Raw genomic sequence first — 24811 nt, 5'->3', positions numbered from 1 at the left:
CATCACCATGCGATCATCGGGGGGGCAGGATGCCAATCGAAGCAACGGTCAACGGCAAGCCGGTAACGTTCAATGCCGAACCCGATACCCCCTTGCTGTGGGTAATCCGCGAAGAGCTTGGCATGACCGGGACCAAATTTGGCTGCGGTATCGCCGCCTGCGGGGCCTGCAGCGTCCATATCGATGGCGAAGTGATGCGATCGTGCAGCGTGCCGGTCAGCGATATTGCCGGCAAATCGATCACGACCATTGAAGGGCTCGGCAATGCCGACGGTACCCTGCACGCATTGCAGGCCGCCTGGATCGAGCACCAGGTGCCGCAATGCGGCTATTGCCAATCGGGCCAGTTGATGGCGGCCGCCGCCTTGCTGGCCGCGAGCCCCAAGCCCAGCGATGAACAGATCGACGCGGCGATGACCAATATCTGCCGCTGCGGCACCTATCCCCGTATCCGCGCGGCGATCCACGCCGTTGCCGGCCAGGCTTGAGGAGCACCACGATGGGCATGATCCGCAGGACCTTCCTGATTGGCGGCGCGGCCGTTGTCGGCGGCGGCATTTTCGCGATCAAATATGCCGATAGCGCGGCACGATCGACCGCCGCGACGCTGACCAATGGCAAGGACGGGCATAACTTCGCCACCTGGCTGCGGATCGGCGACGACGGCAAGATCACGCTCTATTCGCCGCATACCGATATCGGCCAGGGATCGAATACCGGGCTTGCCCAAATGCTCGCCGAGGAGCTGGATGCTGATTGGGCCAAGGTTGAGGTCGTCTCGGCGCCGGCGGAATCGGCATTCGCCAATGTCCCGCTTGGCCGCGGATTTCTCGCCGAGATGACTGGGGCACCGGGCATCGTCGGCGCGTTGCCAATGTCGGTGGCGTCGATGATCACGCGGTCGCTGGATCTGCAGATTACCGGTGGCTCGTCGGCCCTGCGCTTCACCGGACAACACGGGATGCGGGTGATTGGTGCCGCGACGCGGCTTGCGCTGATCGATACCGCCGCCAAGCGGCTTGGTGTGCCGGCAGCCGAACTGACCACTGCCAACAGCAAGGTGACCCATGCCAAATCAGGCCGCGCGCTCGGCTATGGCGCGTTGGCCGCTGAAGCGGCGACGCATTCGCTGAGCAGCGCCCCGGTGCTGAAGCAGGCCAAGGATTTCCGGTTCATCGGCAAATCGGTGCCCCGCTTTGATATCCCGGCCAAGGTCAACGGCACCGCGCAATATGGCATGGATGTCATCAAGCCCGACATGCGCGTCGCGACCGTGATTGCTGCCCCGGTTCGCGGCGGCAAGCTCGTCTCGGTTGATCCCGCCCCGGCAATGGCGGTGGCGGGCGTTGAGCAGGTGATCAAACTGGACGGCGCGGTCGTTGTGGTCGCCAAGGGCTATTGGCAGGCGCTGAAGGGGGCGCGTGCGCTGTCGCCCAAATTCAGCGATGGCGGCAATGGCGGCATTTCGACCGCGTCGATCTTCGCCGATCAGGACAAGCTGCGCGCGGCCAACAAGCCTGACGCGACGGCGGGCAGTGGTGATGTCGATGCCGGGTTCAAGGCAAGCGGTGCCAAGCTGGTCGAAGCCGATTACCGGCTGCCCTTCCTGCATCATGCGATGATGGAGCCGTTTGCGCTCACCGCGCATCACAAGGACGGCACGCTAGAGATTTGGGGCGGGATGCAGGACCCGCTGGCCTCCAAGATGGGCGCCGCCAAGGCCGCTGGCCTCGCGCCCGACAAGGTCACTTTTCACCCGATGCTGATCGGCGGCAGCTTTGGACGGCGATTGCCGATGTACATGGAAATCGTCGATCAGGTGGCGCGGGTGGCGATGCAAGTGCCCCATCCGGTCAAGCTGATCTGGGCGCGCGAGGAAGAAGTTTCGCAGGGCGCCTATCGCCCGCAAAGTTCGGCGCACATCAAAGGGGCTGTCGGCGGGGACGGCAAGATTACCGCCTTGCAATATGATTTCGCCCAGCCCGAGGACGGGTTGAGGGAAGTGCCCTTCTTTTATGATCTGCCTGCGGCTACGCGGCGGCATTTCAAGCAGGTATCCAACCAGACTGTGGGCGCCTGGCGATCGGTTAATGCGACCCAGCACGGCTTTTTCACCGAGAGCTTTATCGACGAACTGGCCCATGCCGCTGGTGTCGATCCGTTTGAGTTCCGCAAACGGCACCTGAAACCGGGTTCACGCCATCGCGCGGTGCTTGAGGAAGTGGCAAAGCGCAGTGGATGGGGAACGCCGCTGCCCGCCGGTACGGGGCGCGGCATCGCGATTGTCGAATCGTTCAATACCATTGCTGCGCATGTCACTGAGGCAACGCTCAATGACGATGGCAGCCCCAAGGTGATCAAGGTGACGGCGGTTGTCGATTGCGGCACCGTGGTGAACCCTCGCAATGCCGAGGCGCAGGTCATGGGTGGCATCGTCATGGGCCTGTCCACCGCGATCGGCGAAGCGATCACGCTCGACAAGGGCGCGGTGCAACAGAGCAATTTCAACGATTATCCCGTGCTGAAGCTCGCCGATGCGCCGATCATCGACGTGCATTTCATCAATAGCGGGCACGAGATGGGCGGCCTGGGTGAGCCCGGCCTGCCGCCCGCCGCGCCCGCGCTTGCCAATGCGCTGTTCGCGGCAACGGGCAAGCGCGTTCGCCAGCTACCGATCCTGGCGCAGGCCAAGGCTTGAGCGAGGAAGCGGTAAGGCAAGAGGCAGTGCGGCGCGGCTTTTATGCAGCGGCCGCAACCTGTGGCTCACGCAGGGTGATGACCCCTGCCTGGAGGGCTGTGCAGTATAACAGATCATTTTCGGCCGCGACCCGTTCAGCGAGCCGTTCGATCATCAATTTTGTCGCGGTGCGAAAGCTGTTCCAGTTCGCGCTGATCTGCTCGGGCTTCCACGCCTCAAGATAGCTGTCCCAGTCGCGGCGCAGGACATCGAATTGCTGGTTGAAATGGTCGACGGCGCTGGCAAACGCGGGTTTACGGGCAGCAATCAGCTCATCGTATAGCATCACATCTTCATGCGCCAAATGGGTGCGCAGTTCGTCTGCCAAATGGTCAAGCGCGGTTGCCGCCGCTGAGACATCACGGTCGGGCCGCTCCAAGATATTGGTCAGCCCGATTAGCGCCGCATCGATCCGGTCATGTTCTTCGATTAGTTTTTGATAGCTCATGGTCACATACTCCCCGCAACCAAATGCCGGGGAAGATATTGCCAACAGGTGTGCAAATTTCGATCAGGGGGCAGGGGACCGTACAATATCGGGGCGAGTTACCCAATATGGGCGGTGCTCTCCCGCGATTCCGGCTCATCGCGCAGCACGGTCCGGTCGGCCCACCAACTATGCGTGCCGCTGGAGATTTTGTGCGGCAAGGCAATGCGGCACACCGGCCCCGCTTCGATATTGCGCGCGTCGATCAGCACGCATTCGCTGGTGCCGCGATTTTCGTCGGTAATGAAGCTCACTAGATAGCCGTCATCCTCGGCCGTGTTGCCGATACGCGGCGCGAAGGGTGCTTCGCTGGCATAGCGGCCTTCCTCAAGCATCAGCGACCAGCTTTCACCGGTGTCGAGATCATGTTTGACAAAGCCGTTGAACAGGAACCAGCCGGGCTTGGTCGTGGTCGAATAGACATAGCGATGCTTGCGGCCTGCCACTTGCTGATTGATCATCCCGAATTCCAGGATGCGGTCGTCAAGCCGTTCTTCCTTGGTCGTGCCGTCGGCGAGGTTGAAGCGCCAGCGGTGCAGCTTGGGCTGAAAGCTATGCTCGTCGACATAGGCCATCATATGGCCATAGCCATCCTCATTGGGCAGCGGCGCTGGTTGCGGATTGTCCTGGAAATAGGCGTCCATCACCACCTCGTCGCCCTCTTCATAGGCATTGAGGAAATGGAGGATGTAGGTGGGTTCGGCATCGAACCAGCGGATATCCTGCGGGCTCCCGCGGCGCGGAATCAGCGCAAAGCGGCTCGGCAATCCATCGTGCAGCCGGGCGGCATGAATATCGCGCTTCAGCAATTCCTGGTCCCAGAACATCGGCAGATCGTTGAGGATCGACCAGTTTTCGCTGAAAATCATGTCGTGCGGCAGACGTGGCCCGGGTAGCGGCACCGGGATGTAATGGACGAGCCGCTCGTCACGATCGACGACGCCATAATGCATGAACGGCGCGTGTTTCGAATAGTTGAAGAACATCAGTTCGCCAGTGCGCTCATCAACCTTGGGGTGCGCCGAAATCCCGTCCAGCGGCACCCAGGGCGCGACGCCGAGCGATTCGAGCGTTTCGGGATCGAGCAGATAGCCCTCACCGCATTGGTAAAAGGTCGACAGGGCCTTGCCGGCATGGACGATGATGTCGGTGCTTGACGAATCCTTGATGCCGCCATGCGCGCCAAAGCCTGGGCGTTTTGAGGTGCCGGCGCGGTCCATCAACCCGCCCCAAAGCGATCCTTCCGCTTCCTGCTCGGCCGCGAAGCACCGCGTGCGCACCCAGCGATTGCGATAGCTGGCCGTGCCGTTGGCAAAGCTGATCTGGTGGATCATGCCGTCGCCGTCGAACGGGTGATATCTGCCGAGCGGCTGGTGGAGCTGGTTTTCGGTATTGCGCAGATAAACGCCATCAATGTCGGTCGGGATCGTCCCCTCGATCACCTCAAGCGTGACCGCCGTCACCTCTTCATGCTGCGGGGTCCAGGCGCCGTTGAGATAGGGGTGGTTGCTGGGCTTGAGCGTGGACAGGACAGGGGCAAGGCGATCGATCTGCACAGCGCGGCTCCAGGCGTTGGTTGGCGAAGGGCCTCAGTCTACCCGGTCTCACGACTTTGCGCCATGCGTGGCGCGTAAGGCGCGGCGCTAAAGGCCAACCACCGGATCGATTGGACGGAAAGGCAAATGCGCGACCGCCATTATTTTGATTTTTAGACCGATTTCGAAATGCTCCCCCTTGCAATGATATGGCCGCGCCCGCACTTGTTTGGTATGTTAGCAGACGCAGCATGAATTAGCGCGGCGTTGGTGGCGTGACCACGGCATGACACCAAGACAATTGGGGGCAAACATGGTTGGACGGCGCGGGCAGGGACAGATGATCGCGCTGGGCGTATTCGCCGCCTTGCTCGCCGGTTGTTCGGGCAATGCCCCGCCACCGGCGCCGCCGCCAACCCATGTCACGGTCGCGACCCCGCTTCAGCGCAACATCGTCGATTGGGATGAATATATCGGCCGGTTTGAGGCCATTCAGGACGTCGAAATCCGCCCGCGCGTATCGGGTGCGATCGACCAGGTGCTGTTCCGCGATGGCCAAATAGTCCGCAGGGGCCAGGCCTTGTTCACGATCGACCCGCGCCCCTATCGCGCCACATTGATGCAGGCACAGGCATCGGTCGCCAAGGCGCGCGCATCAGTGGCTAACGCCCAGACCGAACTGAATCGCGCGCAGACATTGCTTGAGGCGCAGGCGATTTCGAAGGAAGAATTCGAAACCAAGCAGGCGGCACAACGCACCGCCAGCGCCGACCAGGAAGCAGCGCGCGCGCAGGCGAGTGCGGCGATGCTCAACCTGGGCTTCACCACGGTCCGATCGCCGATTACGGGCCGGGTATCGGATCGCAAGGTCAGCCGCGGCAATCTGGTCGCAGAGGGGCAGACGGTGTTGACTCGCGTCGTTTCGACCGATCCGATCTGGTTCTCGTTCGACGGCGCGGAGAGCTTTTACCTCAAATATCTGCGCCAGGACCGGGCGGGTGAGCGCGGATCCTCTCGCAGCACGCCCAATCCGGTTGAGATCCAGCTGGCCGATGAAAGCGGCTATCGCTGGCATGGCCGGATGGAGTTTGTCGATAATGCGATTGACCCCAATTCGGGCACGATCCGCGCGCATGCTGTTGTCGCCAACCCCGATGGCTTTCTGACGCCGGGTCTGTTCGGGCGGGCGCGGTTGCTTGGGTCTGGCACCTACCGCGCGATGCTGGTCCCTGATGAGGCGATCATCACCGATCAGACGCGCAAGCTCGTTTATGTCGTTGGCAAGGACGGCAAGGTCGCCCCCCGTCCGGTCGTCACTGGCCCGCCGGTCGAAGGGCTTCGGGTGGTGCGCGAAGGGCTTGCGCCGACCGACCATGTCGTCATCAATGGCCTGACCCGATTGCAGCCGGGGATGCCGGTCAAGGCGACGATGACGGTGCTAAAGCCACGCGCGGCCAATACTTCGCCCATTTCTTCGCCCAATACCGCCCCGCCCGCTGCCGAAGCCGGGGTCCGCTAGGGCCATGCGCTTTCCGCATTTCTTCATCGACAGGCCGATCTTTGCAGCGGTGCTGTCGATCCTGATTATGGTGTTCGGGCTGGTCGCCTATCCCGGCCTGCCAGTGGCGCAATATCCCGAGATTGCGCCGCCGACCGTGGTGGTCAGCGCCAATTATCCTGGGGCGACCGCCGAAACTTTGGCCGAGACGGTTGCCGCGCCGCTGGAGGAATCGATCAACGGGGTGGAGGACATGATCTATATGTCATCCTCGTCAACCGGTGACGGCGCAATCGCGATTACCGTGACGTTCAAACAGGGCACCAATGTCGATCAGGCGCAGGTGCTGGTGCAGAACCGCGTCTCCTCGGCCGAGCCGCGCTTGCCCGAAGATGTCCGTCGGATCGGCGTGACGGTGCGCAAGAATTCGCCTGACATCCTGCTCGTCGCGACGCTCTATTCGCCCGACAAGTCGCTCAGCCAGCAATATATTTCCAATTATGCCACGACGCAGATCATCGACCGGATCGCGCGCATTCAGGGCGTTGGCGGGACGCGCAGTTTTGGTAGCCGTGACTATAGCATGCGGGTGTGGATCGACCCCGATCTTGCCGCCGCGCGCAACCTGACCGTCGATGAAATCACCAGCGCGATCCGCGCGCAAAATGCACAGGTCGCGGTCGGATCGGTCGGCCAGCCGCCGTTCAATCAGGGCGGGACGGCGTTCCAGCTTGGTATCCAGACTGAGGGGCGGCTGACGACACCGGAACAGTTCGGCGAAATCATCATCAAGCGCGATGCCGAAGGGCGGTTGACGCGGTTGCGCGACCTCGCCCGGATCGAGCTGGGCGCACAGGATTATGGCATCAACGCCATGCTCAGCGGTCAGCCGACCACCGCCATTGCAGTGACTCAGCTGCCGGGATCGAACGCGCTCACCACAGCCCAGGCGGTAAAGGACGAACTCGCCCGCGCGGCCGAGAGCTTTCCGCCGGGCATGGCCTATCGCATCCCGTACAACCCCACCGAATATATCTCCGCGTCGATCGACGAAGTGTATCGGACCTTGTTCGAGGCGCTGGTCCTGGTCGCGCTGGTCGTGCTGTTGTTCCTGCAGAGCTGGCGTGCGGCACTGATCCCGATCATCGCGATTCCGGTGTCGCTGGTCGGCAGCCTGGCCGCGCTCGCGCTGTTCGGCTTTTCGATCAACAATCTGTCGCTGTTCGGGATGGTGCTGGCGATCGGCATCGTCGTCGATGACGCAATCGTCGTCGTTGAAAATATCGAACGGCTGATGGAGGAAAAGGGGCTGACCCCGCGCCAGGCCGCGCATGAGACGATGGACGAAGTGTCGGGCGCGCTGATCGCGATCGCGCTGGTGCTGTGCGGGGTGTTCATCCCGACCAGCTTCATTCCGGGCATTTCGGGGCAATTTTATCAACAATTCGCGCTGACGATCGTGTCGGCCACCGCGATTTCGGCGTTTGTGTCGCTGACCTTGTCGCCCGCCATTGCGGCGTTGCTGCTCAAGCCCAAACATGCCAGCGAACCAGCGTCAGGGTGGCGTGGTGCGCCCGCCCGGTTCGCGCGCGGCTTCAATGGCGGGTTCGACAGGCTCTCCAACCGGTTCGGGAAATTCACGGCCCGGGCGGTGCGATCCTTGGGCATCATCGTCGTTTGTTATGCCGTGCTGATCGGGCTGGCGGGCTGGCGTTTCAATGCGACGCCGACGGGCTTCATTCCCGCGCAGGACCAGGGCTATCTGATCGTCGCGGCGCAATTGCCGCCGGGATCGTCGCTGCAGCGCACGACCGAGGTGTTGCAGCGCGCCTCTGCCATCACGCTCAAGAACCCGGCGACTGAGGCGACGGTCGCCTTTGCGGGTCTTGACGGCGCGACCTTCTCGACCGCGCCCAATGCGGCGGCGATGTTCGTGCCGTTGAAGCCCGCTGCCGACCGCAAACATGCCGATGCAGTGGCGAATGAACTGCGCCAGGCGCTGGCGCCGATCACTGACGGTGTCCTGCTCGTCATCCCGCCGCCGCCGGTTCGCGGGATCGGCACGGGCGGCGGCTGGAAGATGTTGATCGAGGACCGCAGCAACAATGGCTATGCCGCGCTCGAAGGGGCGGCCTTTGCGATGATGATGAAGGCGAACCAGACGCCGGGCATCACCAGTAGCTTCACCACCTTCAACGTCCGCACGCCGCGCCTTTATGCCGATATCGATCGTCCACGCGCGGAGCAGCTGGGCGTGCCGGTGCAGAATATCTTTTCGACGCTCGGCACCTATCTCGGGTCGACCTATATCAACGACTTCAATTTCCTGGGTCGCACCTACCGCGTGACGGCGCAGGCCGATGCGCCGTACCGCGACGACATCGCTGATGTCGGCAAGCTCAAGACGCGATCGGCATCGGGGGCGATGGTGCCGCTTGATGCGGTGATGACGCTGAAGAATGACAGCGGGCCATACCGGGTGGTGCGCTATAATCTCTATCCATCGGCCGAATTGCAGGGCGATACCGCGCATGGCTATTCATCGGGCCAGTCGCTGACGACGATGGCAAAGCTCGCCAGCGAAACCCTGCCTGCGGGCATGCGCTTCGAATGGACCGAGCTTGCCTTTGCCCAGCAACAGGCGGGGAGCACGGGGACATTGGTGTTCGGGCTGGCGGTGCTGTTCGTTTTCCTGCTGCTGGCGGCCAATTATGAAAGCCTGGTGCTGCCCTTTGCGGTGATCCTGATCGTGCCGATGTGCTTGCTCGCGGCGATTGTCGGGGTGAACGTCATGGGGCTCGACAATAATATCCTGACCCAAATCGGCCTGGTCGTGCTGATCGGGCTGGCGGCGAAGAATGCGATCTTGATCGTCGAATTCGCCAAGCAGAATGAGGATGCCGGGATGGAACTCCGCGCCGCCGCCGAGCACGCCGCCGAACAGCGACTTCGCCCCATCCTGATGACGTCGATCGCCTTCATCCTGGGTACTTTGCCGCTGGTGATCGGGTCCGGGCCGGGGGCCGAACTGCGCCAGGCACTGGGCGTGGCGGTGTTCTTCGGGATGATTGGGGTGACGACCTTTGGCCTGTTGTTCACGCCGAGCTTCTACGTGATCAGCCGCAAGCTGGGCGACTGGGCGAGCGGGTGGATCAACCGCCACCGCACGCCCGCGCCACTCCCCGAAGCCCCATCGGCGGAGGTGCTGCCATGAAGCGGCTGATCCTGTCGATTGGCACGGCGCTGGCCCTTTCAGGCTGCGTCGTCGGCCCCACCTACAAGCGCCCGGCCACCCCCGAGGCTGCGACCGGTGCGTTGATTGAGGCGGCGCGCGCGCAAAGCATCGCCAATGCGCAGACCCTGCCCGACCATTGGTGGCAACTGTACCGCGACCCGGTGCTCGACCGGCTGATCCAGGACGCGCTCGCCCACAACACCGATATTCGCGAGGCGGCGGCGAATCTGCTCCGCGCCCGTGCCGTCCTGTCGGAGCAAAAGGGCGCAGGGCTGCCCTCGACCGACCTGACCGGATCCTATCAGCGGCAACAGGGCAACAGCGCCAATGCGGCGGCCTTTGGTGGTGGCACTGGGCCGGTGCAAACGTTCCAGTTCGATCTGTTCCGGCTGGGGTTCGACGTTTCCTATGAACTCGACCTGTTCGGCGGCGTGAAGCGAGCGGTTGAGGCCGGGCGCGGCGATCTTGAAGCCTCGGCGGCGCAACTCGACGCGGCGCGGGTGGCGGTGGTGGCGGAGACGGCGAGCGCCTATGTCACCGCCTGTTCGAACGCGGCCCAGCTGGCGGTCGCGCGCGAGACGGTCGATCTGCAGCAAAAGACGCTGGGCCTAACGAAGACGTTGTTCGATGCCGGGCGCGGCACCAAGCGCGATGTCGAGCGCGCCGATGTGCTGCTCGCGCAGACCCTGGCGCAACTGCCGGGGTTCGAGGCGGAACAGCGCGCGGCGCTCTATGCGCTGGCGACGCTGACCGGGCGACCACCTGCCGAGGTCGATGCCGATGCCGCCCGGTGCTCGACGCCGCCCCGGCTTGACCAGGTGATCCCGGCGGGCGACGGCGCCGCACTGCTGGCACGCCGCCCCGATGTTCGCGCGGCCGAACGGACGCTCGCGGCCGATACCGCGCGGATCGGGATCGCGGTGGCCGATCTTTACCCCTCGATCACCCTGGCGGGCGGGATCGGGCTGAACGCCACGCGCGGCAGCCAGTTGTTCAAGCCGACGTCAGTCAATTATGCGGTCGGCCCGCTGATTTCGTGGAACCTGCCCAACCAGACGGTTGCACGGGCTCGGATTCGCCAGGCAAAGGCAGGGGCGGAAGCCTCGCTTGCCCGCTTCGATGGCACCGTGCTGACCGCGCTGCGCGAGACCGAGCAGGCGCTGGCGCGCTATGCAGGTGCGCTCGACCGCGATGCCGTGCTGGTCCGCGCCGAACAATCGAGCTCGGAAGCCGCGCGGCTGTCGCGGCTGCGTTTCGACAATGGTGCCGACAGTTTCCTGCAGCTGATCGATGCCGAGCGCGATCGCGCCACCGCGCGCGCTGCCCGCGCCCAGGCGGATGCGGCGGTCGCCGCGGCGCAGATCAGCCTGTTCAAGGCGCTGGGCGGGGGGTGGCAGGATGCGCCCTTTCCCGAACGTCGCATTGATCCCGCGCCAAAGCCCTGAGTGAGAGACCCGCCCCATGACTGATGCCATCGCCGATTCCGTCCCCGCCTCACGTGAGCAATTATGGGGCGTGTTGTTCGAGGCGGCAGAGATCGAGCACAATCTGATGTGCTGTTATCTTTATGCGATGTTCAGCCTGAAGGACTCGGTTGACGAGGGCGTGACAGAGGAAGAGCTGGCGGCGATCAAGCGCTGGCGCGGCGAGATACTCGATGTTGCGATTGAGGAGATGGCGCATCTGGCGATTGTCTCCAACATCCTGTCTGCGCTCGGCGCGCCGGCGCATTTCGGGCGGCAGAATTTCCCGATCGCACCCGGCTATCACCCGGCGGGCGTCGTGGTGAAGCTTGCCCCGTTCAATGTGCAGACGCTTGATCATTTCATCTATCTGGAGCGCCCCGATACGGTCGAGATGGCCGATGGCGAGGGCTTTGCGCCCGAACGCGATTATGTCCGCACGCTGGCGAGCGACCGGTTGATGTCGGCGACGATGGACTATGCGACCGTTGGCAAGCTGTATCAGGCGATTGAGGATGGGATTAGCGGGCTCGCCGCGTCGATCGGCGAAGACGCGCTGTTCGTTGGCGACGAGGCGCACCAGATCGGCCCGGACGTGGTGGCGCTGCCCAATCTGACGATCGTACGCTGCGTGAAAAGCGCGATTGCCGCGATCGACGCGATCGTGCGCCAGGGCGAAGGATCGGAAGCGGGGGTCGAGGATTCGCACTTCCAGCGCTTCCTGAAGATTCGCGCTGAATATCAGGCGTTGCTGGCGGCGCGGCCCGATTTCAAGCCGGGCCGCGCGGCGGCGCACAACCCGGTCATGCGCAAACCACCGTTGCCCGAGGGCAAGATGTGGATCAACGCTGCGCCTGCCAGCGAATTACTCGACATTGGCAATGCCATTTATAATCATAGCCTGCGCTGCCTGGCGCTCAGCTATACCGGCGTCGACAAGGCGGCGCAGCGATCCCTCGTCAATGCTGCGATCGAGCTGATGCGAATCCTGACCCCGGTGGCGGAGCGACTGACCGCTTTGCCCGCCAATGAGGAGCATCCGGGCTGCACGGCGGGGTTGAGCTTCGCCACGCTGCGTTCCGCCGCTGCCTTGCCGCCCGCCGAAGGGGCAATTCCGGTGCTGACCGAGCGACTGCACCAGATCAGCGCGCGCGCGACCTGGCTTGCCGCCCATCAGGAAGATGAGGCCGAGCTTGCCGAGGTGACCGCGACCCAGCTCGAACGGCTGGCCAATCGGCTAGCCACGACGACGCTCGCCCCGCCAAGCGTGCTGCAGCCCGCCACAGCAGCGATTGAGGAGACGCCCGTGATTGATACCCCACCCGCGCCGCCCGAACCGATCCAGGCGGACGATGGCCGCGAGTTGATCCCAGGCCAGTCGATCGACCTGATCTTCGATGCGCAGCGCTGCATCCATGCACGCCACTGCGTGCTTGGCCAGCCCAAGGTGTTCAAGGCCAATGTCGAGGGGCCGTGGATCGACCCCGATGCGACCACGACCGAGGGGCTGGTGACGGTCGCGCATATGTGCCCGTCGGGCGCGATCCAGTATCGGCGGCACGACGGCGGCCATGAAGAAGCACCGCCGCCCGTCAATCTGGTCCAGCTCCGCGAAAATGGCCCGATCGGGGTGCGCGCCGACATGCTGCTCGACGGCAAGCCGATCGGCTACCGCGCCACCTTGTGCCGATGCGGCGCGTCGAAGAACAAGCCGTTTTGCGACAGCAGCCATATCGCGATCGGCTTCACGGCAACGGGCGAGCCCGAGACTCGCGAATCGCAACCGCTTGCCGCGCGCGGCGGGACATTGGTGATCGACCCACAACAGGACGGCCCGCTCGAAGTACTCGGCAATCTGGAGCTGTGCGCCGGGACTGGGCGGACCTTTGACCGGGTCACGTCGACTTGGCTGTGCCGCTGTGGGGGATCGGCCAACAAGCCTTATTGCGACGGCACGCATCGCAAGATCGGCTTTAAAAGCTGAGTTCACGCGCATGGGAGCGACGTGCGCTGAGACCCAACAGGGGTGAGCCTGTCACGGCTTGTGATCAAATCAACGCACCCGTCACCCCGGACTTGATCCGGGGTCCCGCTGCTTCACGGTCCAAGAAAAAGCGGGACCCCGGGTCAAGCCCGGGGTGACGAAAAGGGGTGGATCAGCTTGGTTGCAACGACTTAAAGTCTGATGACTTTGGATTGGACCAACCCAAACCCCGTTCGCCCTGAGCGAAGTCGAAGGGCATGTGCAGCGCGTGGGCTTCGACTTCGCTCAGCCCGAACGGGTCTGAGGTTGAAGCGACCTAACGTCATCACGCTCTAAAACTGAAACACCTCTTCAACGCTTCCGAATGACAGGGTCGCTTGACATCGTCGCGACTCAACTTCATATGTCAGCTGACCATGACATTAGGTCATGGGAGAATGACATGGTGGAGGCAGCGACATGTCTGCAGGAATGATGGCGACGCTATTGGGCATGGCCGCAGGGTTCGTGACCCTGATCGGTCTCTACATCTGGCTGATCGGCAATGATGCGACGACCGGGATCGTCCTGTTTGCGATCGCTGGCTCGCAGATGGCGTTGATCCCGACCGCGACCAAAGGCAGGGGCGACGCCAAGGGCTGCTCCAAAGGCTGACCGATCATTTCAAGAAGGGCGGATATGACCAAGCGAAAACTGATCACCGGCGCGCTCATCGTCGCGCTCGGCTATGCGACCGGGGCGGCGATTGCCCAGGTTGCCGACGCACCAACGGCGGCGACCGAGTGGCAGACGCTGCCGACAGCGGCCTATCCCGGCAAGCGCGACGACATCAGCTTCGCTGATGCGCAGCACGGCTGGTACGGCACTGGCAAGGGTGATTTGTTCGCGACCAGCGACGGCGGGGATAGCTGGACCAAGGTAGCGAGCAAGCCCGGCACCTTCATCCGTGCGGTCGGCTTCGTTGATGCGAAGACCGGCTATATCGGCAATGTCGGCACCGACTATTATCCCGGCGTCACCGACACGACGCCGCTCTATCGCACCAATGACGGCGGGGTGACCTGGACGCCGATCGACATTGGCGGGGTGAAGGTCGCGGGTATTTGCGCGATCGATATCTTGCGCACCAAGCGCATTTATCAGGGCAAGCTCGAGCCGCGCGTTATCATCACCGCCGCCGGACGGGTGGGCGGGCCGACGGGCATGATCCGTTCGCTCGATGGCGGCGCGACCTGGACCGCGACTGACCTGAGCGACACGGCGGGGATGATCCTCGACATCAAGTTCCTGGACGAGCAGACCGGCTTGATCTTCGCCGCCACCAGCCGCGATGTGGCGAGCGGCAATGCGCTGATCCTACGCACCACAGATGGCGGCAAGAGCTGGACCAAGGTCTATCAGAGCAGCCGGCCTGCCGAACTGATCTGGAAGGCGTCGTTCGTCGACGCAACCACCGGCTTTGCCACGGTGATGAGCTATGACCAGTCGGCGACGCAGAAGCACATCGTCAAGACGAGCGATGGCGGCAAGACATGGGTCGAATTGCCGCTGGTCAACAATGGCGCGGCGGTCGAGCTTGGGATCGGCTTTGTCGATGCTATGCATGGCTGGGTCGGCACCACCGTCGGCGGTTTCGAAACCAAAGACGGCGGCAAGAGCTTTGCGCCGGCACCAGTCGCCAAAGCGGCCAACAAGTTTCGCTTCGTCAAAACAGCCAAGGGCATGCGTGCTTATGCGATTGGCACTGCCGTTCAGCGGCTGGAGTTGAATCGTTAACATTCCGCTTTACTGTAATAATACAGTATGGCTATGATATGTTGATAATCCTCGAGGGGGAAAAGATGCTCGAACTCAGCCACGTGACCCATGTCTACCCGAACGGCACGCGTGCCCTTGATGACGTGAGCCTGTCGATTCCGACCGGCATGTACGGGCTGCTGGGGCCCAATGGCGCGGGTAAGTCGACGTTGATGCGTACCGTCGCGACGCTGCAGACGCCGACATCGGGCAGCATCCGCTTCGGTGACATCGACGTGATTGCCGAACCCGAAAAACTGCGCGCGCAGCTTGGCTATCTGCCCCAGGATTTCGGTGTCTATCCGCGCGTTTCGGCCTATGACATGCTTGATCACATGGCGGTGCTGAAGGGTGTCGCCTCGGCGCGCGAGCGCAAGCAAACGGTCGAGACATTGCTCAACCAGACCAATTTGTGGAACGTCCGCAAGAAAGCCATTGCTGGTTTTTCGGGCGGCATGCGCCAGCGCTTCGGCATTGCCCAGGCGCTGATCGGCAACCCCAAGCTGATCATCGTCGACGAACCGACCGCTGGCCTCGACCCAGAGGAGCGTAATCGCTTCCTCAATCTGCTGGCGGAAATCGGCGACAATGTCGCGATCATCCTGTCGACGCACATCGTTGATGACGTCGCCGACCTGTGCCCGCGCATGGCGGTGCTGGCAGGCGGCAAGATCCAGCTGGAAGGCGCCCCGCTCGAGCTGATCGAGCGGTCACGCGGCACGGTATGGGCCAAGACAATCGAGCGCGAGCAGATGGCCAATTTTGCCGCCGCGCATGAGGTGATCTCGACCCGGTTGTTCGCCGGCCGGACCATCATCCACATCCTGTCGGACAATGACCCCGGCAACGGTTTCACCGCCGTCGATGGCGGGCTGGAGGATGTCTATTTCTCCACCCTGGCGCGTTCGCGCCGCGCCCCCACCGCGCAAGCCGCATAAGGGGCCGCATCGATGTTCGCCAAGATCGCCGCGTTCGAGCTGCGCTATCAGTTCCGCAATCCTGTCTTCTGGGTTGTCTCGATCCTGTTCTTCCTGCTCGTCTTCGGCGCGGCAACGGTCGAGCAGATCCAGATCGGCAGTGGCGGCAATGTCCATAAGAACAGCCCGTTTGCGATTGTGCAGACGCATCTGATCATGTCGATCTTCTTCATGTTCGTGACGACGGCGTTCGTTGCCAATGTGATCGTCCGCGATGACGAAAGCGGATTCGGCCCGATGGTCAAATCGACGCGCGTGACGAAGTTCGATTATCTGCTCGCCCGTTTTGTGGGCGCCACCTTGGCGGCGTGCATAGCCTTTCTGGCGGTGCCGCTGGCGATGTGGGTGGGGTCGTTCATGCCCTGGGTCGATTCGGAAACGCTCGGGCCAAATCGGCTGGCAGATTATGCCTTTGCCTATGTCGTCATGGCGCTGCCCAATGTCATCCTGACATCGTCGATCTTCTTTGCGGTCGCCACGATGACGCGGTCGATGATGTATTCCTATGTCGGCGTCGTCGTTTTCCTCGTCATCTACATCGTCTTCAATAGCGTGATCCGGACCCAGCCGAATTTCCGCGAATGGGCCGGCTATGTCGAGCCGTTCGGCATCGGTGCGTTTGCGACGGTCACGCGCTATTGGACCGCCGCTGAATCGAACACATTGACCCCACCGCTGACCGGGATGCTGATCGTCAATCGGCTGATCTGGCTTGCGGTTTCGGTGGCGGCCCTGGCCCTTGCTTATGGCCGGTTCAGCTTTGCCGAGCGCGGCGTATCGAAGCGCAAGCTGAAGAAGATGGCCAAGCGCGAGGCAAAACTCGCCGCGACCGCGCCCTTGCTGGTCGATACGCTGCCCCCGACACGGCCGGAAGCCGCCGCCGCTGCCCGGATGATGGCGCGAATCCGCTTCGAAATGGCGCAGGTGTTCAAGAGCCCGGCCTTTTTCGTGCTGATGCTGGTCGGCCTGTTCAATGCGGGTGGCGGCCTGTTTTTCGCCAATGAGATTTACGGCACGCCTGCCCGTCCGCTGACTTTTGCGGTGTTGCAGGTGTTGTTCGGTGCGTTTGCCATCATCCCGATCATCATCGCCATTTATTATTCAGGCGAGCTGGTCTGGCGCGACCGTGATCGCAAGATGCACGAGATCATCGATGCGACGTCGCTGCCCAACTGGGCTTATTTGGTGCCCAAGACGCTGGCGCTGTCCGCCGTCTTGTTCGCCACGCTGATCATTTCGATGGTCGCTGCGATCCTGATCCAGCTGGGCCGTGGCCAGACCGAGCTTGGCCTGGGCGCGTATTTCGCCTGGTATATCGTACCGACCACGGTCGACATGATCCTGCTGGCGGTGCTGGCCATCTTCGTCCAGGCGCTTAGCCCCAACAAGTTCGTCGGTTGGGCGATCATGGTCGTCTATTTCGTCGCCACGATTACGCTCGGCAATATCGGCTTCGAACATCCGCTCTACACCTATGGCAGCACGGGCAATGTCCAGCTTTCGGATATGAACGGCGACAATGTCGGCGGGGCAACGGGCTGGTGGCTCAGGCTCTATTGGAGCGCAATTGCGCTGATCCTCGCGGTGCTCGCGCATCTGCTGTGGCGGCGCGGGACGGCGGTGTCGCTGTCAGCCCGGCTGCGGCGGATGCCCAGCCGGTTGGCGGGCATGCCGGGATTGCTTGCCGGTATCGGTGTGGTCACGGCGGCGGCGTCGGGCGCGTTCATCTTTTACAACATGAATGTCCTGAACGATTATCGGACGCGCGACGACAATGACCTGCAACAGGCGAATTATGAGAAGAAATATCTCAAATATGAATCGCTGAAGCAGCCATCGACAACCGACATCAAGCTGAATGTCGAGCTGTATCCCGCGCAAAAGCGGATGGAAGCAACTGGCCGTTATGCCCTTGTCAACGACACTGGCGCGCCGGTTAGCGATCTGCATGTCCGCTTCTCCGGGCGGACGGTGAACGTGCTGGATGTGCAGGTGCCAGGCGCGACACTGGCGATGGATGACAAGGATAATCGCTACCGAATCTATCACTTCCCGAAGCCGCTGGCACCGGGCGCGACGGCCAGCTTGAGCTTCAAGACCCAGCGCTGGCAGCATGGTTTCCGCGCGCAGGGCGACGATACCAGCATCGTGGCCAATGGCACGTTCCTGAACGCGTTCGAATTCGCGCCGATCATCGGTATGTCGCGGGATCAGTTGCTGCAGGACCGCGTCAAGCGCCGTAAATACGGCCTGCCTGCCGAACTGCGGCCAGCCAAGCTGGAAGATGTGTCGGCGCAGGACCGCAATTATATCGCCAATGCCGATTGGGTGACGAGCGACATTACGGTCACGACCGATGCAGGGCAGACGCCGATCGCGCCGGGCAAAAAGGTGTCGGATGTGACCGCGGGCGGGCGCCGGACGGCGCATTTTGTTGCCACCGCGCCGATCATGGCGTTCTTTTCAGTCCAGTCGGCTGCCTATGCCGAGAAATCAGCTGACGCGAGTGGCGTGAAGACGACGGTCTTTTACGATCCCAAACACGCCTATAATGTCGATGCGATGCTGAAGGCGATGAAGCAGAGCCTTGATTATTACCGGGCAAGTTTTGGGCCCTATCAGTTCGACTATGCCCGCATCATCGAATTTCCAGGCTATGCCAGCTTTGCGCAGGCCTTTGCCGGGACGGTACCCTATTCCGAGCGGATCGGCTTTATTGCGGACAATCGGGACAAGGACGCGATCGATTATGTCAGCTACGTGACGGCCCACGAGCTTGGCCATCAATATTGGGGTCACCAGCTGCTTTCCGCCAACATGCAGGGCGGCACCGTGCTGGTCGAGACAATGGCGCAATATTCGGCGATGATGGTGATGAAAAAGCTGTACGGCGAAGACAAGATGCGCCGGTTCCTGAAATATGAACTCGACAGTTATCTACGCGCACGCGGCGGCGAGGCGATCGAGGAACTGCCGCTCGAACGCGTCGAGAATCAGGGCTATATCCACTATCGCAAGGGTGCGGTGGCGATGTACCTCCTGCAGGATCGACTCGGTGAGGACCGGATGAATGCCATGCTGGCGGGCATCCTCAATCAGTACCGCTTCAAGAGCCAACCCTATGCGCGGTCGCTGGTGCTGGTCGATGGCCTGAAATCGCTCGCCCGCAATGACGGCGAGCGCGCGCTGATCAGCGATTTGTTCGAAAAAATCACGATCTGGGACCTAAAAACCAAGGAGGCGAAGGTCACCAAGCTGCCCGATGGCCGTTACCAGACGGTGCTGACTGTGACCGGCGACAAATTCTACGCCGATGGCAAGGGCAAGGAAACCAAGGCGCGGTTGGACGACGTGATCGATATTGGCTTGTTCGATGCGCGGCCGGGCATCGGCAAGTTCAGCGCCAAGGACGTCGACCTGATCGAACGTCGCCCGGTCGTGTCGGGCGAGCAGAAGATCACGATCGTGTCGAAGAAGAAACCGGCGTTCGCGGGGGTTGATCCATATAACAAATATATCGATCGGAATTCGGACGATAATGTTGTGGCGGTGACGGGGTAGGTCACAGGGCTTCAGGATATTATTCGAATTTTTCATCAATATATTGGCAAGCATTGTGCTGTTATTCGGGTGGTCGGCAAAGGCATGACCCACAATGGCAGAGCATCAACGCGCCGAACTGTCGGCTGCTTTCAAAGTAAAAGCGATATCGCTGATTATCGTTGTCGCGCTGGTGCTGCTTTACTGGTGGACCTTTAACGACGAAAGCCGCGCCGAAAGTCGGTATCGCCTGGCCCAGTCGGCCGCGCCGGATATCATCCCCTCGGCGCCCATTGCCCTGCACGGCGATATCCGGGTGATCGGCATCGCTGGCGATGGGGAGCCGGTAGATCGAAGCGACCGTGACGAAAGGGGCAATGTTCGCCGGTATCGCGAAGGTTGCGACGCGCTTTGCGCCGCGCTGCTGGCGATGCCGGCGGTACGCAGTGTGACTGTCGTCTCGCTTGACCTGTTCAAGGAGGCACCCAAGCCTGGCGCAGGCACCCGGTTCCGGCTGGTCCCGCGTGCGCAATGTTCTGCACCGACCGTGTTGCCCCAAAATCCCGATGCCTTGCGCGATCCTGCCGACGCCGCTGCCGCGAGGCGCTTGGAGGAGCGGGCTTGGCCTGGCAATGTAGCGGGCAATCCAAAATGGACGGCAGTTTTTCTGCAGCGTCAATCATTGGCAACCGAATGGGCGCTGCGGTTATCGACACGCGACTGCATTATTGCCGAACCACCGAAGCCACATGCGGATTTCACGATCGGCAAGTATGTTTATGAACGGTTCGGCAGGTCGCCGCCGTCTTACGAATGGAATTGGTCGTTTGACGCCTTGCCGGTCACCGCATCGCTGCTTCAGGTGACGGATGGACAAGGGCGCATTCGGTTTCGGCAAACCCATGCCTCGACCCTGATGCTGATCCGTCCGCTTTTGCCAGGGCTCGTGGGTTTTGTTAGCTACGCCACGCCAGTCTTTGGCTGGTTGCGCACGCCGCTGATCAACGACAGCGCAGACCGCGAGATCGACGATAACAGCCGACTGCTGAAGTACACGACCCTGACGCCAACAAAGATCACCGGCCAGTCCATACCACTGGTGAAGGCACGGCTGATTGAGCTGGTCGGGAATCGATCGGCGCCCGCCAGTGATCCGGCATTTGGTTTGGTTGATGGCTGGATGCAGTCACTGGGACTCGCCACGGTGCAGGACGACGACAGGAAATTGCTTGTCGATTTGATCAAAGACAAGCGTGTCACCCAGTTTCAGTCGATTGACGACGCCATCGTGCATTTTGGGGACGACCTGACGGTACTTCACGCGCCAATCTTGCGACGGATCGCCGCAGACGGGGCCAATCGTGAGGTTGTACAACCCCTGGCCGCGCAGCTGTATCGGTTGCCAGACCGTTCGCCCGCGATCATCGCCCTGGAAGACGCTATTCTGAAAGACCCCAAGAAACGGCGTTATGCCGATGGGCTGATCGTGCAACAGGCGGATCGCGGCGCGGCTGCGGTCCCGCTGCTTATTCGCATCATCCGCGAGCACGCCGAACGATCGCAGATCGCGCGCGAACAGGCGATCAACAACCATCCAGATCAAGAAATCGAACCAATCGCCGCGGCCCGGATCGCGTTGTGTCGAATTGGCCCTGCCGCAATCGGTGCCGTCGATGCCTTGCGCGAGATGATGGCGAACGACCTTTTACCGGAACGCACGCTGGATGACATCAACTGGAAGGTGATGCTCGCGCGCATCGGCACGCCGCTGCATGAAATCACCAAACCCTCATCGCGCGGGCAGATAACCGAGGCGAAGTTCCAGGAGCGCCTCGGGAAGAATATGGTAGATTTTGACGTCAGGCGTGGGTGCGATGTGAGCTCAGTTTGAGAGGGCAGTCGCCAGAGAGAAGGGGCATTTCTATCGGCCGATGCGGGCTTCCAGCCAGGTCGCTGCCTCTTCGGGGCTCTTCTTGTGGGTATCGCGGTCGACCATGTAATTGGCCTCGCGCATTAGCTCGACCGGGACATGGTCGACCAGCGGCTTGATAGCATTGAGGAAGCGATCGTCGCTGGCATGCGCGCGATTGACCAGCAGGATGGCGTCATAGCCGGGGATCGCGCCCTTGGGATCGGAGAGGACCGCGAGATGCTGCGCGGCGATGCGTCCGTCCGAGGAAAAGGCCGAGATGACATCGGCGCGGCCGCTCTCGATCGCGCGGTACATGAAAGTGGGGTTATAGGCTTGGGCCGATTTGAACTGCAGCGGATAGGCGCGCTTGACCGCTGCCCATTCGGGCCGTTCGAGAAATTCCAGGTCCGAGCCGAAGTTGAGCGCGGGTGCCTGGGCGACAAGATCGCTGAGCGAGCGGATGCCGAGTTGCTTCGCCTGATCACCGCGCATCGCAAAGGCATAAGCGTTTTCGAAGCCGAGGCTGCCCAGTAGGCGGATGCCATGGGTCTTGTCGGCCCAGCTGCCGATGCCCTGCACGATCGCGGTACGCGGCGGGACATCGCTACGCTTCATCTCGTTAGTCCAGATCGTGCCCGAATAATCGACATAGACATCAACGTCACCGCCGCTGAGCGCGGCAAACGCCACCGCCGAGCCCAGGCCTTCGCGATAAGTGACGCGGTAGCCCGCACGTTCGAGGCGATGGCCGATTAGGCGGGCCAGAATATATTGCTCCGAAAAACCCTTTGCGCCGACAACAACGCTCTTTTGCCCCGTCGGCAGCATCGGCGTCAGCGCCAGCAGGATTCCCGCCGCAAGGATGCCGAGCGCGACAAAGGCGCGCACCCGTTTGCGGTGCGCAATGCCATATTCGACCACGCCGAGCAGCGCATCGACGACCAACGCCAGCGTCGCGGCGGTCAGGCAGCCTGCCAGCACCAGCGCCCAGTTTTGCGTCTGGAGGCCGGCAAAGATCATGTCGCCCAGGCTCGGCTGGCCGACAGTGGTGGAGAGCGTCGCCGCGCCAATCGTCCACACGGCGGCCGTGCGGATGCCCGCCATCAGCACTGGGGAGACAAGCGGGGCCTCGATCAGCAGCAGCTTCTGCCAACCCGTCATGCCGACGCCGTCAGCCGCCTCGATCACGGCGGGATCGATGCTGTTGAGCCCGGTGACGCCGTTCCTGAGAATGGGCAGCAACGCATAGAGGGTGAGGGCGAGCAGCGAGGGCAGGAAGCCAAGCGCGGGGATTTCGCCGCCGACCATTGCTGAGAGCGACAGCAGGAGCGGGTAGAACAGCGCGAGCAGCGCGAGGCTGGGGATCGTTTGGACGAGGCTGGCAAAGCCCAGCGCGGCGCGTGCCACCAGCGGGCGCCGCGCTGACCAGATGGCGAGCGGCAAGCTGATGACCAGCCCCAGCACGAGCGCAGAGGCAGCCAGCAGAACATGCGCCGCCAGCAGATCAGGCACGCGGGCGAGTGCGTTGAAAAAGGGGCTGTTCATGCCGCTCGCCCCGGATCTGATGCGCCCGCTTCGCCTTCAAGCGCGCGCAGGCGACGCGCCTGTTCGCGCGGGACGGCAACAAGCGCATCGGCTTGCGCGCCGCCTTCGCCCGCGATCAGCGCGCGCGGCGTGCAATCGGCAACGACCGTGCCTGCATCCATCACCAGCACGCGGTCCGCCAGCAGCAATGCTTCGGCCATGTCGTGGGTGACCATGATCGTGGTGAGCGCGAGCCGATCGTGCAGCCGCCGGATTGCCTCACCCAGTTGATCGCGCGTCACAGGATCGAGCGCGCCAAAGGGCTCGTCCATGATCAGCAGGCCGGGTTCGGTGGCAAGCGCGCGCGCGACGCCGACGCGCTGGCGCTGGCCGCCTGAAAGCGCATCGGGTGTCCGCGCGCCGAAATCGAGGGGTAGGTCGACCAGGTCGAGCAGTTCAGCGACCCTGGCGGCATTGTCTTTCTTCCCGGCCAGCCGCAGCCCGATGGCGATATTTTCCGCAACGGTCATATGCGGAAAAAGCCCGATATTCTGGAAGATATAGCCGATCCGCCGACGCAGCAGATGGGCGTCTTCCTCGCCCACGGCGGTGCCGCCAACGGTCACCCGACCGGTGCTGGGGTCGACCAAGCGGTTGATCATCTTGAGCAGCGTCGACTTGCCCGATCCCGAGCTGCCGACCAGCGCGACAAAGCTGCCCGCGGCAATCTCAATCGACACGTTGCTGACAGCCGTCGCGCCGCCGGGATAGTGTTTGGAAACGCGCTCGAAAGCGACCGAAGGACCAAGACTGCGCGATTCTTGTGGCATCGTCTGCGGTGATGCGGGATGAAGCGCGCGGCGTCAAACGCCGATGGGGGCGGACAGCGACGCCGCAGATGAGGGATGGCACGGATGACCAAGGCAATTTTCATCACCGGCGGTGGATCAGGGATTGGCCGGGCGGTCGCCGTCTATTTCGGCGCGCGTGGCTGGCGCGTGGGGCTGGCCGATGTCAACGAAGCGGGCATGGCGGAGACTGCCGCGCAGCTGCCGACCGGCATGGCGCATGTCTATAAGATGGACGTGCGCGATCGTGACGCGTGGATCGCCTGCCTGGATGATTTTACCGAGGAAGCGGGCGGCAGGCTCGACGTGTTGTTCAACAATGCCGGCATCGGCACCGGCGGGCCATTCGCGCAAGCGACCTTCGACGATATTGACCGGACGATCGCGATCAACTTCACGGGCGTCGTCAATGGCGCGCGGATCGGCCATGCCTATCTGGCGCGGACGCCCGGATCGTGCTTGCTTAACACGGCATCTGCCTCTGCCATTTACGGGTCGGCGGGGCTGACGGTCTATTCCGCGACCAAGTTCGCGGTGCGCGCGCTGAGCGAGGCGCTGGACGGCGAATGGGCGGCCGATGGCATCAAGGTGCGCAATCTGGTGCCGAGCTTCATCGAAACGCCGCTGCTCGATGGTGTGGCGGGCGGCACCAACCGATCGATCCGCGAGACGGTAACGGGCGCGGGACTGGAACTGACGCCTGCCAGCGACGTGGCCGCGGCGGCCTGGGCAGCGGTGCATGGCGACAAGGTCCACACCTATGTCGGCAAGACCGCCCACCGCATGGCCTTTGCCGCGCGCTGGCTGCCGGGAATCCTGCGCAAGCAGATGCGGCGCGGGGTGGCAACCTGAAGGGCGATAACTTTACCGTGACCGTTCGTGCTGAGCGAAGTCGAAGCACCTTGCGCAGCACTTGTGGCGTGTCCTTCGACTTCGCTCAGGACGAACGGGCTCTTTTCAAAGGTCGTGGCATCATCCGGCCTCAGTCGACCAGCCCGTCGATCGCCTGGGCCAGATCAATATCGCGGTGGCTGAGGCCGCCTGCGTCATGGGTGGTCAGTAATATTTCGACGCGGTTCCACACATTGGACCATTCGGGGTGATGATCGGCCTTTTCGGCAAGCAACGCGACCCGGCTCATGAATCCGAACGCCTCGACGAAATCGGCAAAGGCAAAACTCCGGGTGATGGCGTCGCGGCCTTCGTCAAAATCCCAATCTGGCAGGCCGTCCAGCGCCTCGCCGCGTTCTGCCTCACTCAGCTGCTCGATCATG

At 62.5% G+C, this 24811-nt stretch carries 17 protein-coding genes; 12 read left to right on the top strand and 5 right to left on the bottom strand.

The genetic code is table 11. The features are described from left to right. Positions 1–29 precede the first annotated feature (29 nt). Positions 30–488, top strand: a complete 459-nt coding sequence (locus B7Y43_RS14540; RefSeq protein ID WP_374132384.1) for a (2Fe-2S)-binding protein — start codon at positions 30–32, stop codon at positions 486–488. An 11-nt stretch (positions 489–499) separates the two neighbouring features. Continuing rightward, positions 500–2698, top strand: a complete 2199-nt coding sequence (locus B7Y43_RS14535; RefSeq protein WP_374132383.1) for a molybdopterin cofactor-binding domain-containing protein — start codon at positions 500–502, stop codon at positions 2696–2698. Positions 2699–2738: 40 nt separating this feature from the next. Here B7Y43_RS14535 and B7Y43_RS14530 read toward each other — a convergent pair whose 3' ends face one another. After that, entirely contained in the window at positions 2739–3185 is a 447-nt protein-coding gene (locus B7Y43_RS14530) for a hemerythrin domain-containing protein (RefSeq protein ID WP_374132382.1), read from the bottom strand. Positions 3186–3283: 98 nt separating this feature from the next. After that, a complete protein-coding gene (locus B7Y43_RS14525; RefSeq protein WP_374132381.1) occupies positions 3284–4780 on the bottom strand; it encodes a carotenoid oxygenase family protein in 1497 nt (498 codons plus the stop codon). Positions 4781–5072: 292 nt separating this feature from the next. Here B7Y43_RS14525 and B7Y43_RS14520 point away from each other — a divergent pair, with 292 nt between their 5' ends. The 9 genes from B7Y43_RS14520 to B7Y43_RS14480 all read left to right on the top strand — a co-directional run bounded on the left by B7Y43_RS14520 (position 5073) and on the right by B7Y43_RS14480 (position 21144). Continuing rightward, positions 5073–6278, top strand: coding sequence for an efflux RND transporter periplasmic adaptor subunit (locus B7Y43_RS14520; RefSeq protein ID WP_374132380.1), 1206 nt, complete (start codon positions 5073–5075; stop codon positions 6276–6278). A 4-nt stretch (positions 6279–6282) separates the two neighbouring features. Then, positions 6283–9471 carry an efflux RND transporter permease subunit gene (locus tag B7Y43_RS14515; RefSeq protein ID WP_374132379.1) on the top strand — a complete coding sequence of 1063 codons (3189 nt, stop codon included), beginning with the start codon at positions 6283–6285 and terminating at the stop codon, positions 9469–9471. Further along, positions 9468–10937, top strand: a complete 1470-nt coding sequence (locus B7Y43_RS14510; RefSeq protein WP_374132378.1) for an efflux transporter outer membrane subunit — start codon at positions 9468–9470, stop codon at positions 10935–10937. The genes B7Y43_RS14515 and B7Y43_RS14510 overlap by 4 nt, the downstream gene beginning before the upstream one ends. Before the next feature lie 16 nt (positions 10938–10953). After that, entirely contained in the window at positions 10954–12939 is a 1986-nt protein-coding gene (locus B7Y43_RS14505; RefSeq protein ID WP_374132377.1) for a ferritin-like domain-containing protein, read from the top strand. 459 nt (positions 12940–13398) lie between these two features. Further along, the gene (locus B7Y43_RS14500; protein WP_374132376.1) at positions 13399–13593 is read left to right on the top strand and encodes a hypothetical protein; all 195 of its coding nucleotides are present in this window, start codon (positions 13399–13401) and stop codon (positions 13591–13593) included. Positions 13594–13617: 24 nt separating this feature from the next. Beyond that, complete coding sequence (locus B7Y43_RS14495) at positions 13618–14715, top strand: WD40/YVTN/BNR-like repeat-containing protein (protein WP_374132375.1); 1098 nt, start codon at positions 13618–13620, stop codon at positions 14713–14715. 38 nt (positions 14716–14753) lie between these two features. Then, positions 14754–15674, top strand: coding sequence for an ABC transporter ATP-binding protein (locus B7Y43_RS14490; protein ID WP_374132374.1), 921 nt, complete (start codon positions 14754–14756; stop codon positions 15672–15674). Between the two features lie 12 nt (positions 15675–15686). After that, positions 15687–19274 carry an ABC transporter permease/M1 family aminopeptidase gene (locus B7Y43_RS14485; RefSeq protein WP_374132373.1) on the top strand — a complete coding sequence of 1196 codons (3588 nt, stop codon included), beginning with the start codon at positions 15687–15689 and terminating at the stop codon, positions 19272–19274. 550 nt (positions 19275–19824) lie between these two features. Then, positions 19825–21144, top strand: coding sequence for a hypothetical protein (locus B7Y43_RS14480; RefSeq protein WP_374132372.1), 1320 nt, complete (start codon positions 19825–19827; stop codon positions 21142–21144). 30 nt (positions 21145–21174) lie between these two features. Here B7Y43_RS14480 and B7Y43_RS14475 read toward each other — a convergent pair whose 3' ends face one another. Then, positions 21175–22710 carry an ABC transporter permease/substrate-binding protein gene (locus B7Y43_RS14475; protein ID WP_374132371.1) on the bottom strand — a complete coding sequence of 512 codons (1536 nt, stop codon included), beginning with the start codon at positions 22708–22710 and terminating at the stop codon, positions 21175–21177. Next, a complete protein-coding gene (locus B7Y43_RS14470) occupies positions 22707–23519 on the bottom strand; it encodes an ATP-binding cassette domain-containing protein (protein ID WP_374132370.1) in 813 nt (270 codons plus the stop codon). Before B7Y43_RS14470 ends, B7Y43_RS14475 begins: the two co-directional genes overlap by 4 nt. A gap of 84 nt (positions 23520–23603) precedes the next feature. On the opposite strand from B7Y43_RS14470, the gene B7Y43_RS14465 reads away from it, so the two are divergent. Then, positions 23604–24389: an SDR family oxidoreductase gene (locus B7Y43_RS14465; RefSeq protein ID WP_374132369.1), complete on the top strand. Its 786-nt coding sequence runs from the start codon at positions 23604–23606 to the stop codon at positions 24387–24389. Between the two features lie 130 nt (positions 24390–24519). On the opposite strand, the gene B7Y43_RS14460 is transcribed toward B7Y43_RS14465, so the two are convergent. Then, positions 24520–24810 (bottom strand): 4a-hydroxytetrahydrobiopterin dehydratase, encoded by a 291-nt coding sequence (locus tag B7Y43_RS14460; RefSeq protein ID WP_374132368.1) that lies wholly within the window; start codon positions 24808–24810, stop codon positions 24520–24522. Position 24811: the final 1 nt, after the last annotated feature.

It is taken from the genome of Sphingomonas sp. 28-62-20 (genome assembly GCF_002281505.1).
Note: the sequence above shows the minus strand (reverse complement) of the source record. Positions and strands in the feature narration are given on the sequence as shown.

What these genes read in the sequence shown, in the direction of transcription:
- B7Y43_RS14520 (WP_374132380.1), top strand. Translation starts at nt 5,073, where the DNA reads ATGGTTGGACGGCGCGGGCAGGGACAGATGATCGCGCTGGGCGTATTC.
- B7Y43_RS14475 (WP_374132371.1), bottom strand. Translation starts at nt 22,710, where the DNA reads ATGAACAGCCCCTTTTTCAACGCACTCGCCCGCGTGCCTGATCTGCTG.
- B7Y43_RS14530 (WP_374132382.1), bottom strand. Translation starts at nt 3,185, where the DNA reads ATGAGCTATCAAAAACTAATCGAAGAACATGACCGGATCGATGCGGCG.
- B7Y43_RS14505 (WP_374132377.1), top strand. Translation starts at nt 10,954, where the DNA reads ATGACTGATGCCATCGCCGATTCCGTCCCCGCCTCACGTGAGCAATTA.
- B7Y43_RS14490 (WP_374132374.1), top strand. Translation starts at nt 14,754, where the DNA reads ATGTTGATAATCCTCGAGGGGGAAAAGATGCTCGAACTCAGCCACGTG.
- B7Y43_RS14540 (WP_374132384.1), top strand. Translation starts at nt 30, where the DNA reads ATGCCAATCGAAGCAACGGTCAACGGCAAGCCGGTAACGTTCAATGCC.
- B7Y43_RS14470 (WP_374132370.1), bottom strand. Translation starts at nt 23,519, where the DNA reads ATGCCACAAGAATCGCGCAGTCTTGGTCCTTCGGTCGCTTTCGAGCGC.
- B7Y43_RS14485 (WP_374132373.1), top strand. Translation starts at nt 15,687, where the DNA reads ATGTTCGCCAAGATCGCCGCGTTCGAGCTGCGCTATCAGTTCCGCAAT.
- B7Y43_RS14515 (WP_374132379.1), top strand. Translation starts at nt 6,283, where the DNA reads ATGCGCTTTCCGCATTTCTTCATCGACAGGCCGATCTTTGCAGCGGTG.
- B7Y43_RS14500 (WP_374132376.1), top strand. Translation starts at nt 13,399, where the DNA reads ATGTCTGCAGGAATGATGGCGACGCTATTGGGCATGGCCGCAGGGTTC.
- B7Y43_RS14510 (WP_374132378.1), top strand. Translation starts at nt 9,468, where the DNA reads ATGAAGCGGCTGATCCTGTCGATTGGCACGGCGCTGGCCCTTTCAGGC.
- B7Y43_RS14465 (WP_374132369.1), top strand. Translation starts at nt 23,604, where the DNA reads ATGACCAAGGCAATTTTCATCACCGGCGGTGGATCAGGGATTGGCCGG.
- B7Y43_RS14460 (WP_374132368.1), bottom strand. Translation starts at nt 24,810, where the DNA reads ATGATCGAGCAGCTGAGTGAGGCAGAACGCGGCGAGGCGCTGGACGGC.
- B7Y43_RS14495 (WP_374132375.1), top strand. Translation starts at nt 13,618, where the DNA reads ATGACCAAGCGAAAACTGATCACCGGCGCGCTCATCGTCGCGCTCGGC.
- B7Y43_RS14535 (WP_374132383.1), top strand. Translation starts at nt 500, where the DNA reads ATGGGCATGATCCGCAGGACCTTCCTGATTGGCGGCGCGGCCGTTGTC.